The sequence below is a fragment of the Paraburkholderia piptadeniae genome, from assembly GCF_900007165.1.
Lineage (GTDB): Bacteria > Pseudomonadota > Gammaproteobacteria > Burkholderiales > Burkholderiaceae > Paraburkholderia > Paraburkholderia piptadeniae.
Genome location: NZ_CYGY02000046.1, coordinates 84,489 through 99,447, shown reverse-complemented (window position 1 = coordinate 99,447; position 14,959 = coordinate 84,489). Strand labels below are relative to the sequence as shown.

14 protein-coding genes and 1 pseudogene are annotated in these 14,959 nt (G+C 63.9%); 5 read left to right on the top strand and 10 right to left on the bottom strand.

Features of this window, described 5'->3' with window-relative positions:
• Positions 1-23: 23 nt before the first annotated feature.
• On the top strand, positions 24-203 hold the full coding sequence (locus BN2476_RS23455) for a hypothetical protein (protein WP_087736663.1): 180 nt from the start codon (positions 24-26) through the stop codon (positions 201-203).
• 184 nt (positions 204-387) lie between these two features.
• The gene (locus BN2476_RS23450) at positions 388-594 is read left to right on the top strand and encodes a hypothetical protein (protein WP_087736545.1); all 207 of its coding nucleotides are present in this window, start codon (positions 388-390) and stop codon (positions 592-594) included.
• 52 nt (positions 595-646) lie between these two features.
• On the opposite strand, the gene hpaR is transcribed toward BN2476_RS23450, so the two are convergent.
• Complete coding sequence (gene hpaR, locus BN2476_RS23445) at positions 647-1,117, bottom strand: homoprotocatechuate degradation operon regulator HpaR (RefSeq protein WP_235850932.1); 471 nt, start codon at positions 1,115-1,117, stop codon at positions 647-649.
• Between the two features lie 285 nt (positions 1,118-1,402).
• On the opposite strand from hpaR, the gene BN2476_RS23440 reads away from it, so the two are divergent.
• Together BN2476_RS23440 and BN2476_RS48360 are read left to right on the top strand one after the other, a co-directional pair.
• Positions 1,403-2,365, top strand: coding sequence for a helix-turn-helix domain-containing protein (locus BN2476_RS23440; RefSeq protein WP_087736544.1), 963 nt, complete (start codon positions 1,403-1,405; stop codon positions 2,363-2,365).
• Positions 2,366-2,485: 120 nt separating this feature from the next.
• Positions 2,486-2,584, top strand: a pseudogene (locus tag BN2476_RS48360) (winged helix-turn-helix domain-containing protein); the annotation flags it as partial.
• A 197-nt stretch (positions 2,585-2,781) separates the two neighbouring features.
• Here BN2476_RS48360 and BN2476_RS23430 read toward each other — a convergent pair.
• Both BN2476_RS23430 and BN2476_RS23420 read right to left on the bottom strand, forming a co-directional pair.
• A complete protein-coding gene (locus BN2476_RS23430) occupies positions 2,782-3,471 on the bottom strand; it encodes an HD domain-containing protein (RefSeq protein WP_087736543.1) in 690 nt (229 codons plus the stop codon).
• Positions 3,472-4,044: 573 nt separating this feature from the next.
• On the bottom strand, positions 4,045-4,869 hold the full coding sequence (locus BN2476_RS23420) for an SDR family NAD(P)-dependent oxidoreductase (protein WP_087736542.1): 825 nt from the start codon (positions 4,867-4,869) through the stop codon (positions 4,045-4,047).
• A gap of 129 nt (positions 4,870-4,998) precedes the next feature.
• On the opposite strand from BN2476_RS23420, the gene BN2476_RS23415 reads away from it, so the two are divergent.
• Complete coding sequence (locus BN2476_RS23415; RefSeq protein ID WP_087736541.1) at positions 4,999-5,937, top strand: GlxA family transcriptional regulator; 939 nt, start codon at positions 4,999-5,001, stop codon at positions 5,935-5,937.
• 75 nt (positions 5,938-6,012) lie between these two features.
• Here the strand turns inward: BN2476_RS23415 and BN2476_RS23410 are convergent, their stop codons facing one another.
• The 7 genes from BN2476_RS23410 to BN2476_RS23380 form a co-directional block, all read right to left on the bottom strand.
• Positions 6,013-6,600, bottom strand: coding sequence for a BPSL1445 family SYLF domain-containing lipoprotein (locus BN2476_RS23410; protein ID WP_087736540.1), 588 nt, complete (start codon positions 6,598-6,600; stop codon positions 6,013-6,015).
• A gap of 460 nt (positions 6,601-7,060) precedes the next feature.
• Positions 7,061-7,909, bottom strand: coding sequence for a DUF2242 domain-containing protein (locus tag BN2476_RS23405; RefSeq protein ID WP_087736539.1), 849 nt, complete (start codon positions 7,907-7,909; stop codon positions 7,061-7,063).
• A gap of 242 nt (positions 7,910-8,151) precedes the next feature.
• The gene (locus BN2476_RS23400) at positions 8,152-9,264 is read right to left on the bottom strand and encodes a hybrid sensor histidine kinase/response regulator (RefSeq protein ID WP_087736538.1); all 1,113 of its coding nucleotides are present in this window, start codon (positions 9,262-9,264) and stop codon (positions 8,152-8,154) included.
• A gap of 9 nt (positions 9,265-9,273) precedes the next feature.
• On the bottom strand, positions 9,274-9,897 hold the full coding sequence (locus tag BN2476_RS23395) for a chemotaxis protein CheB (RefSeq protein ID WP_087736537.1): 624 nt from the start codon (positions 9,895-9,897) through the stop codon (positions 9,274-9,276).
• 42 nt (positions 9,898-9,939) lie between these two features.
• Complete coding sequence (locus BN2476_RS23390; RefSeq protein WP_087736661.1) at positions 9,940-10,788, bottom strand: CheR family methyltransferase; 849 nt, start codon at positions 10,786-10,788, stop codon at positions 9,940-9,942.
• Between the two features lie 17 nt (positions 10,789-10,805).
• Positions 10,806-14,321 carry a response regulator gene (locus tag BN2476_RS23385; protein WP_087736660.1) on the bottom strand — a complete coding sequence of 1,172 codons (3,516 nt, stop codon included), beginning with the start codon at positions 14,319-14,321 and terminating at the stop codon, positions 10,806-10,808.
• 289 nt (positions 14,322-14,610) lie between these two features.
• Positions 14,611-14,922 carry a hypothetical protein gene (locus tag BN2476_RS23380; RefSeq protein ID WP_087736659.1) on the bottom strand — a complete coding sequence of 104 codons (312 nt, stop codon included), beginning with the start codon at positions 14,920-14,922 and terminating at the stop codon, positions 14,611-14,613.
• Positions 14,923-14,959 lie beyond the last annotated feature (37 nt).

The window sequence follows — 14,959 nt, the reverse complement described above, 5'->3', positions numbered from 1 at the left end:
TGACTGAACGAATGGAGAACGCGATGACCGATGCAGAACTGGATGTCGTCTACACGCGGCTGTGCAAGACGATGACGCAACTGGGCGAGGCGCATGCGGCGCTGTTTCTCGCGCGCTTTGCGTTGCTGGCGATCCAAAAGGTCGATGATCCGGCTGTGTCGCTGAGCCTGATCGATGCGGCGAGCGAAGGGATGGGGGAATAAAGGCCGCCCGTTTTTGAGATCTTGGGCGGGGCCTCTTCAATACAATCGTGCCCGGGTGTTTCCCCAATTCGGGGGCCATCCAGATCATTGGCAGTCCGGAAGCACCAGGAGCACGATTGAATGAAAGAAGTAGAAGTCACCGCGATTCAACTGGCGCATGCCGCGCAGGGCAATAACAAATAGCATGGCCAGGGGAATACTGGCTGCGGCCTTTATCTGGGTGATCGGCGTGGAGATGGTGGCCTGGTGGTGCATCGACGTGAGCGCGCTCGGCGGCGAGGCGTTCTTGCCGGACGTCGTTTGGGGCGTGACGCCTGTTTCGATTCTTGCAGGCGTCCTGATCGGCCGCGCGGGTGGTCGTGGGCGGCTGGACAGGCGCCCGGAAAACTAAACCGTGTCGGTGAAGCGTTACGCTGTGGCATCGAGCGGCGGCCGCACGCCGCCTACTCCGGCTCGCCTTCCTCGCCTTTCGCCAGTTCGTTGATCAGTGCATCGACGGCCACATACAGATCGTCGACGATCTTCGCGCCAACCTGTGTTTCCAGCGCGCGATATTCGGCCTCCAGAAGCGGCGCCATCCGTTCGACGATCTCCGCGCTCTGCGCCGTCAGCGACACGCGCACGCGCCGCTGATCGTCTTCGAAGCGCTCCTTCGTCACGTGACCGAGATCCTCCATGCGCGCCAGCACGCCTGCGAGACTCGGGCTCGAAATCGTGCAGAGCGTGCACAACTGGCGCGGCTCCAGCGGACCGTTTTCGTGCAGCGCGCGAATGATGCGCCACTGCTGCTCGGTGAGCCCCTGCGCCGTCAATAGCGGACGAAAGCGCGCCATCATGAGTTCGCGCGCGCGCAACAGCAGCATCGGCAGATTGCGATGCATCGGGCGCGGCGAGGGAGTGCGGGAGCCGGTCATGAGCGTCGATGTCGAAGCCAGAAAAAGCGATTCGCTAGGATATAAGTAAAGCGGCCCGCACGACAGTGGCACAAACCGGTTTTGAAACCTCCAATGCTATTTTGACGCTGGCTACAATCAATCGCTGGGCCCGCTGCCGCGTGACGTCGACGGAAGTGGCGCCGTACGATGCCAAACCGCCAAACCGCAAACGGCCCAGGAAATACCCTTGGATATCTATCCCCGACCATGCGGTCGGTTTATTCTACGAAACTTCGCTGTTTTTCCCGGATAGTTGGGGGCATTGTGTTCGTCCATCACCAGTTCTTCGACGATGCCGATCAGCACGCGGCCGCGCTGCGGGGCTGGGATCAGCGTTACGACCAGATCGGCCCGGGCGCGTTTCGCAGCGCGGTGAAGCAGATCGAGCTGAACGGCGTGCACCTCTTTCACGAGTCCGCCAATTTGCGCGTCGTGCAGCGCGGACACTTGCCGCCTGATCAGATGACCTTCGGCGTTCCGCTCACGGGCGCGGGTGCGTTCACGTTCGGCGGCGCGCGCATCGATCGCGGCGCATTCGTGATGGCGCCGGGCGGCGAGCCATTCGAGTTTCACTCGCCGGATGAGATGTCGCTGGTCGGCGTCGTGATCGGCTCGGACATGCTGCAAGGGATCGCCGACAGCGCGGGCGTCGATCTGACCGACGCTCTCTTTCGACGCACCGTCGTCGATATTCCGAACGCCGCCTGCGCACGCGCGGGCTTGCAGATCGCGGCGCTGCTCGAAAGCGTGCTCGCGCAGCCCGATGCATTCGACGACGCGCGCGCACAACAAGCGCTGCGCAGCCGTGTCGGCGAGGTGCTCGTCGATCTGCTCGCGTATCACGTGCCGGCATCGACGAACCGGCTCACGCACGCATGCCAGTCCGATATCGTGCGGCGCATTCACGACTTCGTGATCGAGCATCCCGAAGAGCCCTTCGACATTCAAAGCCTCTGCACGCAATTGCGCGTGAGCCGTCGCACGGTGCAGAACAGTTTTCAGGCCGTCGTGCAGACGAACCCGTTGACGTATGTGCGCTCGCTGCGTCTCTCGCAGGTGCGGCGTCTGCTGCTCGATACGCGGCAGGCCGATTTGTCGGTCAGCGACGCCGCCGTGCAATGGGGGTTCGTGCACCTCGGGCATTTCGCCAATGCGTACAAGGCGCAGTTCGGCGAATTGCCTTCGCAGACGGCGCGGCGATCGTCACGCGCGTCCATCACGCGATGACGTTGGCCCGTTCCTTTTCGGGCCTTCGGAGCCTTTGCAAAACGTCGAAGCAGAGCGCATGAACGCACACGAAATGGCGCAATCCGGTTTACGCGATCGGCTTCTCATAGTTATGGATTAGAAGACACGCGCCGCAAGCAGATCGAACTCACACAGGCGGCGCTCAAGCACTTCGACAAGCTGTCGGAGAGTCTTGTGAAGGCGGCGAAGAGCCGCTAGCTCGCTGTTAAATCCACCGGCGGCCACTCGCGCGAAGCGGTCGCGCGAAACGCGAAGTGATCGCGCGAAAAAAGAATCCGCGCTCGCACGAACGCGGATTCAAACGCACGCTTGAGCGGAGACTGCAAGCGGCTTGATCGTCAACAGACCTTGACGAGGAGAGAGCGGTCTTTCGTGCTTAAGCTGCCGGCACGCGCTTAGGCATGGTTATGCGCCGGATTGCGGCACGCGCCGACCTGCACGTTCGAGTCGTTCCACGCCGAGCCCAGGATGATGCTGCAGAAGTTCAGGCGCTTGTATTCCGGGTCTTTCAGCGCAAGCACATCGGCCTTCACGTTGCCGAACGTCGTCAGCGGCTTGTGCTTCGTGCCGTTCGCGAATGCTTCGATGATGTTCTCCTTGAAGCTCTCGCCGCGCGGATGCGCCGCCACGACCAGCTTGCGGTCCTCGGACGAGAACTCGTCGTACGCGAGACCCAGCACATCCATCTCGACGCCTGCCGTCACCAGCGCGACCACGGGTTTCTTGTACTGGGGAATGCCCGGGGTCGTATGCAGCGCGATCGCGTCCCACACCATGTCGATGTCGTTTTCGTCGATGCCATAGCCTTGCAGGAAATTGCGCGCAGTGTTCGCGCCGTCGACTTCGAAGCGATCGTGCTTGCTGCTGTACTTCTCCATCAGGCCCATGTCATGAAACATCGCGCCGATATACAGCAGTTCCGGGTCGTACTTCAGCTGCTTGCGCTCGCCCGTCAGCGCGCCGAACAGAAACACGCGGCGCGAATGGTGATAGAGCAGATCGGTTTCGGTGTCGCGCACGAGCTGCGTCGCTTCGCGCGCCATCTTGCTGTCGGGGATCTTGATGCCTGCAATGATTTCGCTCATTTCGGGTTCTCCAGAACGTGATCGGCGGTGGCCGTTCGCTTTGCCGATGCGAGCGAGCGGCGTGTGACCAAAGTGTAGGGAGAGCCCTTGTGCGCGGCAAAAGCATTGATACGCGCGATGCTGCCAACCGCGCGCGGTTTTCTGCCAACGTCCGCCGATGGCGCGTCAGGTGAGGATTTACGGGAGCTTCGCGGCGCTTTCGAAGCGAATCACGCGTGCCTGTTCCGCACGCGCACGGTGCGCGTGTACGACGCGATCCACGTCGCGAGTTCCTGCGCGGCGGGCGTGAGCGGCGCGCTGCAGCATGCACACTTGCTGCTCGCTCGCGCACGTCGATCGTCGTCAGCACGCGTGCAAACGGCCCGTGCTTCGTGACCACCGATGCTTCCAGCGACAGGCAATCCGTTTCGCTCACGAGATGCAGCGACTCGAACAGCCCTTGGACCGTCGCGACGATTGCCGGGCGAGGTTGCCGAATCCCGGGGCGCGAGTGTTTAGGCGCATTAACTCGCCGTGCGGGGGACGCGGCACGCAGCGCGATTAAAGACTCGCGCCGCGTGCCGCGGCACTGCGTCAAGCCACTTTGAACCGCTCAGCGGGCACGCTGCGCGACAGGTTTGGCCCGAGCGCCGCGCGGGCCGATTCGAACGCCTGCCAGTCGGCGTAGTCAGGCAGCGACGGGATCGTCGCCAGTTCGCCACGGTCGAAGCCGACGAGCGACGCATCCACCATCTGTTCCGCCGACATCACGATGCCTTGCTCTTCGAGCATCCCGATGGGCACGCCCGCGACATCGAAGAACTCGGTGCGCGTCGCGCCGGGCATCACGGCTTGCACCTTGACACCCTTGCTCGCCAGTTCGTGGTGCAGCGATTGCGTGAACGCGAGCACGAACGCCTTCGTGCCGCCATAGACGCCGTTCAGGATCTCCGGCGCAATCGCCACGATCGACGCGATGTTGATGATGTTTCCGCCGCCACGCGCGACCAACGCGGGCGCGATCGCGTAGGTGAGCCGCGTCAGCGCGACGACGTTCAGCTTGATCATCGATTCCATCGTATCGACGTCCGTGTCCAGCAGCGGTGCGGCCGCGCCAAAGCCCGCGTTGTTCACCAGCGTGGTGATGCTCGCGTCGGTGCGCAGCACGTTCTCGACGCGACGGATGTCGGCGTCGTCGTTGAGGTCGGCGGTGATGATTTCGACCGAGCGGCCGGTGTCGTTCGTGATGCGCTGGGCCAGGTGTTCGAGACGCGCCCGGTTGCGGGCGACGACGATCAGATCGTAGCCGCGGCGCGCGAGGCGGTCCGCGTACACGGCGCCGATGCCCGACGAGGCGCCCGTGACAACGGCCGTGCCGAGGCTTGGGTTCAAAGAATCCGGATTCGAAGAATTCGACATAACAATGCTCCTGAGGATGGGGAAGCAGGTTCGACGTCGCGTCGGCTGCATGTCGGCAAGATTAGGTGCATACTCACATGGCCTCAATGTCATAGATGCCACTTTTTAGGACATCGCTGGAGTCAAGCCATGCTGCGCGTCGGAATCGTTCTGTTCCCCGGTTTTCAGGTGATGAATCTGGGCATGACGACGGTGTTCGAGTTCACCAACCGCGAGGTGAGCGAGCCGTTGTACGAGTTCGTGCTGCTCTCCGAGCGCGGCGGGCCGGTGCCCTGCTCGTCGGGCTTTACGGTGACGACCGAGCCTTTCGACGACAGCCGCTTCGACACGATTCTGATCGTCGGCGACAACGACCTGCTGCCGTCGACGCCGTCGCTGATCGAGTTTCTGAAGCGCGTGGCACCGTCCGCGCGGCGCGTCGCGGCGGCGTGCACGGGCGCGTTCCATCTGGCCGAGGCCGGGCTGCTCGACGGGCGGCGCGCCACGACGCACTGGTTCTACGCGGACGACCTGCGCAAGCGTTACCCCGCGGTGAAAGTCGAAGAGGACCGCATCTTCATCATCGACAACGACGTGTGGACGTCGGCGGGCATGACGGCGTGCTTCGACCTCGCGCTCGCGTTCGTCGAAAAGGACGCGGGCGTCGAGCTTGCGCGTCATGTCGCGCGCAAGCTGGTGCTGTATCACCGGCGCGCGGGCGGGCAATCGCAGTTCTCCGCGCTGCTGGAACTGGAGCCGAAGTCCGACCGCATCCAGACGGCGCTCTCGTACGCGAGGCGCAATCTGCACACACCGCTTTCCGTCGAGCAGCTCGCGGACGCCGCGCATCTGAGCCCGCGTCAGTTCACGCGCGCATTCAGGGAGGAAACGGGGCAGACGCCGGCTAAAGCGGTCGAGCGCTTGCGCGTCGAGGCGGCGCGCCTGATGCTCGAGACGGGACGGCATGGCGTCGATGTGGTCGCGCGCGACACGGGCTTCGGCGATCGCGAGCGCATGCGCCGAGCGTTCTTGCGTGCGTATGGCCAGCCGCCGCAGGCGATTCAACGGATGACGCGGGGGATCGAGTGATGGCCCGCCATCACGTCATCGATATTCACGCGCGCCGCTGCGCACCAACAGCCCGCGGCGCGCGCATCCAGCCGTTCAGATCGTCAGCTTCGAGACCTTGGTGCCCGCGAGCGACACGTCGCCCATCAGCCCCGAGTTCGTCATCACGATGGCTTCGACGGGCGCAGTCGCCGTCGAGGTATCGATTGCGCCATTCGCCCCCACCTTGATGAGCGCCACCGATGCATCCGCGCCCGCGGACCAGCCCTTCGAGTTCTGGAATGTGTCCAGCGCATCCTGTGTCATGAACAGGAAGATGAGCGCCTTCGACTGCGCGCCCGCCGTGAGGCCGAACGATCCGGAGATCGTGCTGTAGTAGCCCGCCGTGCTGCCGCCGACGCGCAGCGCACCCTCGCCATATTGCCCGCCGACGACGAACCCGACCTGCAGCACGGAAGGAAACACGAGCACGCCGCGCGCCTTCGCCACCAGTTCGCGCGAGCCCTGCACGCTCGTATAGAGCTTCGCCATCGTGCCGTCGACGCTCGCATCGATCGACTGGCGCTTGGACATGTCCGTAGCGGCCGATTCCCCGCTACTCGTGGTGGTGCTGCAACCCGACAGCATCAGACCGCCGTACGCGAGGGCAGCAACACTTGCTGTTACGAAGTGTCTTCTTTGCATTGTCGTTCTCCGTGTATGAAGCATTGAGGGAAATGCACATTTGCACGCGCGATCTCGCGCATCCCGCGACACGTCGCGCATCGCGGCGTGCATTCGCGATCACGCGTGCGGTCCTCCTGATCTCAAGCGCTCGACCCTCGTGGCTTTGGCATGACGATCGGGAACAGTCGATCGAAGTGGTACATCAGCGAAGGATGTTCGGGTGTGGAGACGTACGGAAACCCGACAGCCGCGCTGCTTCAACCAATATCAGAAATGCGCGGAAGTTGCGAAAAACAGTCGCGTGAATAGCGTCGAAGAGACCCGTGACGATGGGCGATTCTTCAAAGGGTGACGTTAGTGTGTCGCAAGGTGAAACGCCATGCGCGATCGTTTCCTTAGGCGAGCCATCGGAAACAAAATCGCCGCGTGGCCGCGGCGATTTTCGATTCGGACTTATGCAGCGAAGGCGCGCTTGCGGCTACTGCGTCGACGCGGCTGCGTCCGATGCCGGCGACGCTGCAATCGCGGGCGTGCTGCCGAGTGCCGTCGTTTCGTGCATGGGCATCATCGGGACGGCGGGGACAAGGGGTGTCATGGGTGCGATGGGAGCCGCAACGGGCGCTGCGGGTGTTGCAGTTGCTGCCGCTGGCGCTTGCGTCGCAGGCGTGATGACGGGCGCCGCGTTGCCGCCCGGCGTCGCGGGCATCGGCGTGACGACGAGCGCGGGCGCAGCGGGGGCCATCGGCAGCGGCGTGGCGCTGATGGTATCGCCGGGCACGGGCGAACTGCGCACCACGTTGGCAAGATAGTGGCCGACGAGATCGAAGAAGCCGTTATAGAACTTGCCCGACTGAATCGTCTCGCTGGAGATCTTCACCATCGCGTCGCTGTTCGAGCGGATCGGCAGCGACAGCGAGCCGAGCACGCTCAACCCCACGCTCGCCGACGTATCGCTCTTCTTCAGCGCATAGCCGTTCTGCACCGCGTTCGCATAGACGATGCTGCTGTTCGTCGCATCGTCGCCCGCCGTGCAGACGATATGAAATTCGACGGTGAAATGCGAGTCGCTGGCGGGCTGGAAGTTCTTGGTCGCGTCGACGGTATCGGGGCGCACCAGCGTCGTCATGTAGCCCTGGCTCAACAGCGCGCGGCGCGCGCCTTCGCAGGCTTCCGTGCTTCCCACCTGGAACGTGCGGGTATAGGGGCTTGCGCTGCCGTCGACGAAGTCTTCCTGAAGCTTCGCTTTGGGCGGCGTCGAACACGCGGCGAGCACGGCAAGCGCGGGCAGGGTTAGAGCGAGAGCGACTCGGGACGGGCGGCTGGACATGGGCGAAAAAAGCGGACTACGAGACGTCGGACGGCAAGCATTGTAGTGCGGTTTCAGCCAGGCCGTTGTTACAGACAGCGATGATCGTGCGGTGCGCAACACATGCCACAACAGACGACGCAATGCACGTAAAACGGGGCGCGGACGCCTGCCCGCGCCGCACAAGGCAGCAAGCCGTTCGCCAGTGCAAGAGGAACGATTTCGAAAGCCGCGCGGCGCGGCACGATGCGCGAGCGCAGCGTTCAACGCACCCAGCTTTGCGCAACGCGCGGCAGGTCGAGCGAGAACACCGTGCCGACGATTTCATCCGACTTGCCCGTCACCTTGCCGCCATGCATGTGCACGATCTTGTGGACGATGTGCAGCCCGAGCCCGAGGCCTTCGCGCGACCGTTCGCCGACGCCGTTCGAGCCGAATGCCTCGAACAGATGCGGCAGCACGCCCGCGGGAATCACGCCGCGATTGCTGATCGTCAGCTTGATCCAGTTCGGCGCTTCGCCGTCGACGTCGACGGCAATCGCGCTGTCGTCGTCGCCGTGATGCAACGCGTTGCTGATCAGATTCGAAATAGCCTGCCAAAGCAGATCGGTGTCCCAGCTTCCCGTCGAATTGCCGCGTGCGTTCAGCGTGATCTGGCCGGCACGCTCGTGTGTCGCGAACTCCTCGATCACACCCCGGCACAGCGCTGTCAGTTCGGCCGCGCGCGGTTGAAGCTGCATGCGTCCGCCTTGCAGGCGCGCGAGATTGAGCAGCTGATGCACCATCCGCGACATCCGCATCGAACTGCTCTTGATGCGGCCCGCGACCGTGGCGGACTGCTCGTCGGGCGCATTGCGCGCCAGATATTCCGCCGACGCGAGCACCGTGCCCAGCGGCGTGCGCAGATCGTGGCCGAGCACGGCCATCAGCATTTCGTTTGCTTCGAGCAGCTGGCGCGTGGTCAGCAGCTGATCGGCAAGCTGCCGCTTGTGCTGCTCCAGTTGCACGAACACATCGACCTTCGATTGCAGGATGCGCGGATCGAATGGCTTGTGCAGGAAATCGACGGCGCCCGCTTCGTAGCCGCGGAACGTGCGCGATGCGTCTTCGGCCGTGGCCGTCAGGAAGATGATGGGCACGTGCGACGTGCGCGGACTGCCGCGCATCAGCGACGCGAGCTCGAAGCCGTTCATGCCGGGCATGTTGACGTCGAGAATCGCGAGCGCGGCTTCGTGCTTGAGCAGCAGATCGAGCGCGGCCGTTCCCGAGTTCGCGACCAGCAGCTCGACGCCCGGACGCGCGAGCAACGCTTCGAGCGCCGTGATGTTATGGGCGATGTCGTCGACGATCAGAATGTTGACGGGTGAATTCGTCATGTCATCGTTCTAGTGTGTGGCTGGCAAACCGGCAAGTCGCCGGGCCATCAGGGTTGGAGAAAGCACTTCGTCGGCCGCGCCGCGCTGGATGGCCGCGAGCGGCATCGGCGTGGAGGCGGCCGTATCGGGGTCCTGTACCCACGCGAGCCCGCCCATCGCGCGGATGATTTCGAGGCCGTGCGCGCCGTCGTCGTTGGCGCCCGACAGCAGAATGCCGAGCAGCCGCTCGCGATAGACGTGCGCGGCGGATTCGAACAGCACGTCGATCGACGGCCGCGAAAAGCACACCGTCGAATCGAGCGACAGCGCGATGGTGCCGTCGTCTTCGACCAGCATGTGATAGCCGGGCGGCGCGAGATGCACGCGTCCCGGCAAGACCGTCTCGCCTGCATCGGGCTCGATGACGGGCAGCGCGCAGCGATAGCCGAATGCTTCGGGCAGATAGCTCGGCGCATCGGCGGGCACATGCGTGACGATCAGAATTGCCGCGCCGAACCCGGCAGGCAGCGCGGGCAATAGCACGTTCAACGCATCGATGCCGCCCGCCGACGCGCCGATCGCGACGGCGTCGAACGCGCGGGCATCCGTCGGCGCGGTTGCGCTGAATGCGGAAGGCGGACGAGATGTGTTCATGCGGCGTCGATAGATCGAAGTTGGACGGCGACGGTGTACACGCTAACGCTTCTGGTAAATGCGCTCGCGATCGCAGAATTCGTCGAACGCATCGTACTGGTTCGAAAAACGCAAGCTCTCCTTGCTGCCCAGACCGAGAAAGCCGCGCCGCACCAGCGTGTCCCTGAAGAGGCCGAGCGCGCGGTCCTGCAAGCCGCGATCGAAATAGATCAGCACATTCCGGCACGACACGAGATGGGCTTCGAGAAAGACTTCGTCGGTGGACAGGCTGTGATCCGCAAACACCACGCGTTCTTTCAGCGACCCCGCAAAGCGCGCGCTGCCATACGCCGCGTGATAGTAGTCGGCGAGCGAGCGCTTGCCGCCCGCAGCCAGATAGTTGCGCGTGAAGCCGGCGATCCGGTCAAGCGCGTAGATGCCCGCTTCGGCGCGCGAAAGCGCGTCGGGATTGATGTCGGTCGCGTAGAAGAGCGTGCGCTCGGTGAGGCCCGCTTCGTCGAAGAGAATCTTGAGCGACCACAATTCCTCGCCCGTGCTGCAACCGGCCACCCACACCTTGATCGACGGATAGGTCTGCAACACGGGCAGCACGTGGTCGCGCAGCGCGAGAAAGTAGGGCGGGTCGCGGAACATGTCGCTGACCTGCACCGTCAGGAAGCGAAAGAGCTGCGTGAAGTCAGTCTCGCTGCGCATGATCTTGTCCTGCAACTGCGACAGCGTCCTGACGCTAAACTCGTCGAGCGCGAGCGCAACCCGCCGCCGCAGTGAAGACTTCGAATAGTGGCGGAAGTCATGCTGATACTTCAGATAGATCGCTTCCAGCAGCAGCTTCAACTCGATGTCGAAGTCGTGCGCGCTTTGCGGCGAATCGTCGTACGAGAAACGGCTCATCGTGGCGGCTCCGCGCGCTATCGCTGCCGCAGCCACACGCGGCACAGCGAGATCAGCTTGTCGACGTCGATCGGCTTCGAGATGTAGTCGTCGGCGCCCGCTTCGAGGCAACGCATGCGGTCCTCCGCCATCGCCTTCGCGGTCAGCGCGATGATGGGCAGATGCGCGAAGCGCGCGTCGCGTCGAATGCGGCCGATTGCCGTCAGGCCATCCATCTCCGGCATCATGATGTCCATCAGAACGAGATCCACGTCGCGTCCGTTGTCGAGCACGTCGAGCGCCTCGCGGCCGTTGCGTGCGATGGCGAGCGTCGCGCCGAGCGGCTCGATCACATGCGAGAGCGCGAAGATGTTGCGCACGTCGTCCTCGGCGAGCAGGATCGTGCGGCCCTCGAACTGGTTGTCGCGCTGACGCACGGTGCGCAGCATGCGCTGCTGCTCCGGCGCAAGCGACGACTCGACGCTATGCAGGAACAGCGTCACTTCGTCGAGCAGCCGTTCCGGCGACTTCGCCCCCTTGATGATGATCGATTTCGAGTAGCGGCGCAGCCGGTGCTCTTCATCGCCCGACAGCATGCGGCCCGTGTAGACGATGACGGGCATCGTCTGATGCGTGACGTCGGCGGCGAGTTGTTCGAGCAGATCGTAGCCGGTGCCGTCGGGCAGCGCGAGATCGGTCACGACGCAATCGAAGCGCGTCGACGACAGATGGTCGAGTGCGTCGGCCAGCGTCGCGGCGGCGACGATCTCCGTCGTCGCGCTTTGCAGCAGCGCGCGGATGCTTTCGCCCATCGCCGCGTCGTCCTCGATCACCAGCACGCGCTTCATCCGTTGCTGGAGACGGCTTTCGAGGCGGCGGATCGCGGCTTCGAGCGTCGTGCGCGCGGTGGGCTTCAGCGTGTAGCCGACGGCGCCCAGATGCAGCGCTTTCTCGGCGTGATCGGTGGCGGACACGATGTGAATCGGGATGTGCCGCGTGGCGGGATCGTTCTTCAGCCATTCGAGCACCGTCAGCCCCGAGCGGTCGGGCAAGCCGACGTCGAGCAGCACGGCCGTGGGCTGCATGTCGCGCACCAGCGCGAGGCCGGTCGTCCCGTCGACGGCGTGCACGAAATCGAAGTCGAGCTCGTGCGTGAGGTCGCGCAGGATTTCTGCGAACGGGATGTCGTCTTCGATCGCGAGTATCAGGCGATTTTCGTGGCGGCGGTTCGCGCGGTCGTCGGCGATCGTCTGCGGCGCGTTGTTGATCGGCGTACTGATCGGCGCCGATTCGACGCGCTGCTGCGCGGGCCTGGCGACGGGCGAGGGCGGCGGCGCTCTCCTTGCGGAATGCGTCAGCGGAACAGTCAGCGCTTCGGCAGCCGGCGATGCGACAGCGTGCGCGTCGCCCGACCGTTGCACCGGCAGCCACAACGTGAACACGCTGCCCTTGCCGGGCTCGCTCGCGACGCTCACGTGGCCGCCCAGAAGCCGCGCGAACTCACGCGAGATCGACAGGCCGAGGCCGCTGCCGCCGTACTGGCGGCTCGTCGAGCCGTCCGCCTGCTGGAACGCCTCGAAGATCAGTTCGAGCTTGTCGGCGGCGATGCCGATGCCCGTGTCGCGCACGTCGAAACGCAGCGTGCCCGCTTCACCTGCGGCGACCGTCAGCGCGACTTCGCCGTGCCCGGTGAATTTCAATGCGTTCGCGAGCAGGTTGCGCAGAATCTGCGTGACGCGCTGGCTGTCGGTGACGATCGTATCGGGCACGCCCGGCGAGCATTCGACCGAGAACTTCAGATGCTTCGCGGCCGCCATCGGCTCGAACATTTCGTGCAGCGATTGCAGCATCGATTCGATGCGCACCGTTTCGTCTTCGATCGTGATCTGCCCGGCTTCGACTTTCGACAGATCGAGAATGTCGTTGATCAGCACCAGCAGATCGCTGTTCGACGCATGGATCGTTTCCGCATAGCGCACCTGTTCTTCCGTCAGGTTGCCCGAGCGGTTCTCCTGCAACAGACGCGCGAGGATCAGCGAGCTGTTCAGCGGCGTGCGCAGTTCGTGCGACATATTCGCAAGGAACTCGGACTTGTAGCGGCTCGACTGTTCGAGACGCGCGGCGTTCGCGGCGAGTTCGTCCTGCGCCCTGAGCAGATCGGCCTTCTGGCGCTCCAGACGCTTCGCGTAGTCTTCGAGCTGCACGTTGGTCTGCTCCAGTTCGGCCTGCTGCGCTTCGAGGCGCGCTTGCGATTCGACGAGCGCGCGGCCGCGCTCTTCGAGTCCCTCGTTCGACACGCGCAGTTCTTCCTGCTGCACTTGCAGCTCTTCGTTCAGTTGCTGCGTTTCGGCGAGCGCGTCTTGCAGGCGCTCGCGATACAACGCGGCCTCGATGAAATCGCCCATGCTGTTCGCGATCAGTTGCAGGAACTCGTGGTCGCGCGCCGAGATGCTGCGCATGAAGCCGAGCTCGACCACGCCGTTCACGGCACCGTCGTTTTCGATGGGCATCACGATCAGGTTGCGCGGCGGGCTCATGCCCGTGCCGGACACTACTTTCACGTAATCGTCAGGGACGTCGTTCAACACGAGCGTGCGGCGCGACACGGCCGCCTGGCCGATCAGGCTTTCGGGTTCGCGGAACGAGCGCGCAGCCTGCTCGCTCTCCTCGCTGAAGCCATAGGTCGCGATGCGCTTCAGGCTGGCCGTGGCCCGCTCGCGCACGTACAACGCGGCGACGACGACGTCGAGATACTGCGCGAGAAAGTCGAGGATCGCGCGGCCGACGAGCGCGGGGCTCGACTGGCCGACGATCTTCTCGGCGAGCAGGCGCTGCCCCGAGCGCAGCCATATCTGCTGCTGCAACACGTCGGTGTGTTCGGCCTGGCGCGCAAGCACGGCATCGTACGACTCGGACAGGGTCAACAGATCGCGCCGCCCGCGATAAGCGATCAGACCGCTGATCGACAGGCTGACGAGGAGGAACACGCCGACCAGAACGGCCGTGACACTGCGCGCGTCGCTGGAACGCTGCTGCCGCAACGTCTCTTCGACCGACAGGAACTCGCCGAACAGCCGGCGCGTCTCTTCGAATTCGACCTTGCCGCGTCCGCTTTTCACGTCGGCCGTGTAGTCCATATTGCGCCGGCGCAGATCGATCATTTCCTCCGCGTACTGGTCCCAACGCTGCTGCACGGCGCGAATGCGCTTGAGCTGCTCGGCCTCCGAAGCATTGTCGGACACCGATTGGATCAGCGAATCGATCTGCGCCCGGAAGCGCGGCTTGCCGAGCTGGTACGGCGCGAGAAAGGTCTCGTCGCCGGTGATCAGAAAGCCGCGCATCGCGGACTCGCGATCGACGGCGAGCCGCAGCATTTCGTTCGCATCGCCAATCACGCGCTCCGAATGCTCGACCGAGCTGATCGTATTGACGAGGTAGGCGGTCAACCCGACGAACAGCGCGATCGTGACGAGTCCGAGCGCGAGCGGCAGCGCGATATTGCGGCGGAGGACGCGACGAAAGGCGATTCGATCGACAGCGTCGACGCCGGTCATTTTTTCCCGATGGCCGGCGGTGTCGTGAGATGGGTTCGGCATTTTTGACTTGAAAAGCGGTGGCGTCTTTAATTTTGGCCAGAACATGCGGCTGCACGGCTACGTGCATGATTCAGCACGCAATCTGTTGCGTGGTCAAGCGTCCGAAGTATCACACGGAAAAATACGTGCCGGAGTTGAACCTGGCAACGAGGAGAGATGGCGATGCGATTTGCGACAGCGTTGCACCGCGCAATCGCGAGACCGCACGCAAAAAGTACCGCGTGCGGCCCTGTGAACTGAACGACGGTTACTGGCTCGCGCCTTGCCCGATGCCCGCCTTCTTTTGCGCGTTTTGCAGATCCTGCGGGTAGTTCGGATCGTTGTGAGACGGCTTATAACCCGCGTCTTCGAGCTTCTTCAATTCGGCGTTGCGCTTCGCGCGCGCTTCCTTGCGCGCCTGCTTTTGCTGTGCCTTGGTCGGCTTCGCGGCCGACGCGGCTGCGCCCGCCGTGTCCGTGCCGCCCGAGGCGTCCGTGTTTTGCGCGAACGCAGGCACGGCCGCGCCGACTCCCAGCGAGGCCGAGGCGAAGAGGACGATCAGTTTTCTCGCGATGTGCATTTCTTTCTCCTGTGCCATGGAAGGTGGTTGCTGTTCT

What these genes read in the sequence shown, in the direction of transcription:
- BN2476_RS23450 (WP_087736545.1), top strand. Translation starts at nt 388, where the DNA reads ATGGCCAGGGGAATACTGGCTGCGGCCTTTATCTGGGTGATCGGCGTG.
- BN2476_RS23395 (WP_087736537.1), bottom strand. Translation starts at nt 9,897, where the DNA reads ATGAACACATCTCGTCCGCCTTCCGCATTCAGCGCAACCGCGCCGACG.
- BN2476_RS23455 (WP_087736663.1), top strand. Translation starts at nt 24, where the DNA reads ATGACCGATGCAGAACTGGATGTCGTCTACACGCGGCTGTGCAAGACG.
- BN2476_RS23420 (WP_087736542.1), bottom strand. Translation starts at nt 4,869, where the DNA reads ATGTCGAATTCTTCGAATCCGGATTCTTTGAACCCAAGCCTCGGCACG.
- hpaR (WP_235850932.1), bottom strand. Translation starts at nt 1,117, where the DNA reads ATGACCGGCTCCCGCACTCCCTCGCCGCGCCCGATGCATCGCAATCTG.
- BN2476_RS23385 (WP_087736660.1), bottom strand. Translation starts at nt 14,321, where the DNA reads ATGACCGGCGTCGACGCTGTCGATCGAATCGCCTTTCGTCGCGTCCTC.
- BN2476_RS23380 (WP_087736659.1), bottom strand. Translation starts at nt 14,922, where the DNA reads ATGCACATCGCGAGAAAACTGATCGTCCTCTTCGCCTCGGCCTCGCTG.
- BN2476_RS23415 (WP_087736541.1), top strand. Translation starts at nt 4,999, where the DNA reads ATGCTGCGCGTCGGAATCGTTCTGTTCCCCGGTTTTCAGGTGATGAAT.
- BN2476_RS23405 (WP_087736539.1), bottom strand. Translation starts at nt 7,909, where the DNA reads ATGTCCAGCCGCCCGTCCCGAGTCGCTCTCGCTCTAACCCTGCCCGCG.
- BN2476_RS23410 (WP_087736540.1), bottom strand. Translation starts at nt 6,600, where the DNA reads ATGCAAAGAAGACACTTCGTAACAGCAAGTGTTGCTGCCCTCGCGTAC.
- BN2476_RS23400 (WP_087736538.1), bottom strand. Translation starts at nt 9,264, where the DNA reads ATGACGAATTCACCCGTCAACATTCTGATCGTCGACGACATCGCCCAT.
- BN2476_RS23390 (WP_087736661.1), bottom strand. Translation starts at nt 10,788, where the DNA reads ATGAGCCGTTTCTCGTACGACGATTCGCCGCAAAGCGCGCACGACTTC.
- BN2476_RS23430 (WP_087736543.1), bottom strand. Translation starts at nt 3,471, where the DNA reads ATGAGCGAAATCATTGCAGGCATCAAGATCCCCGACAGCAAGATGGCG.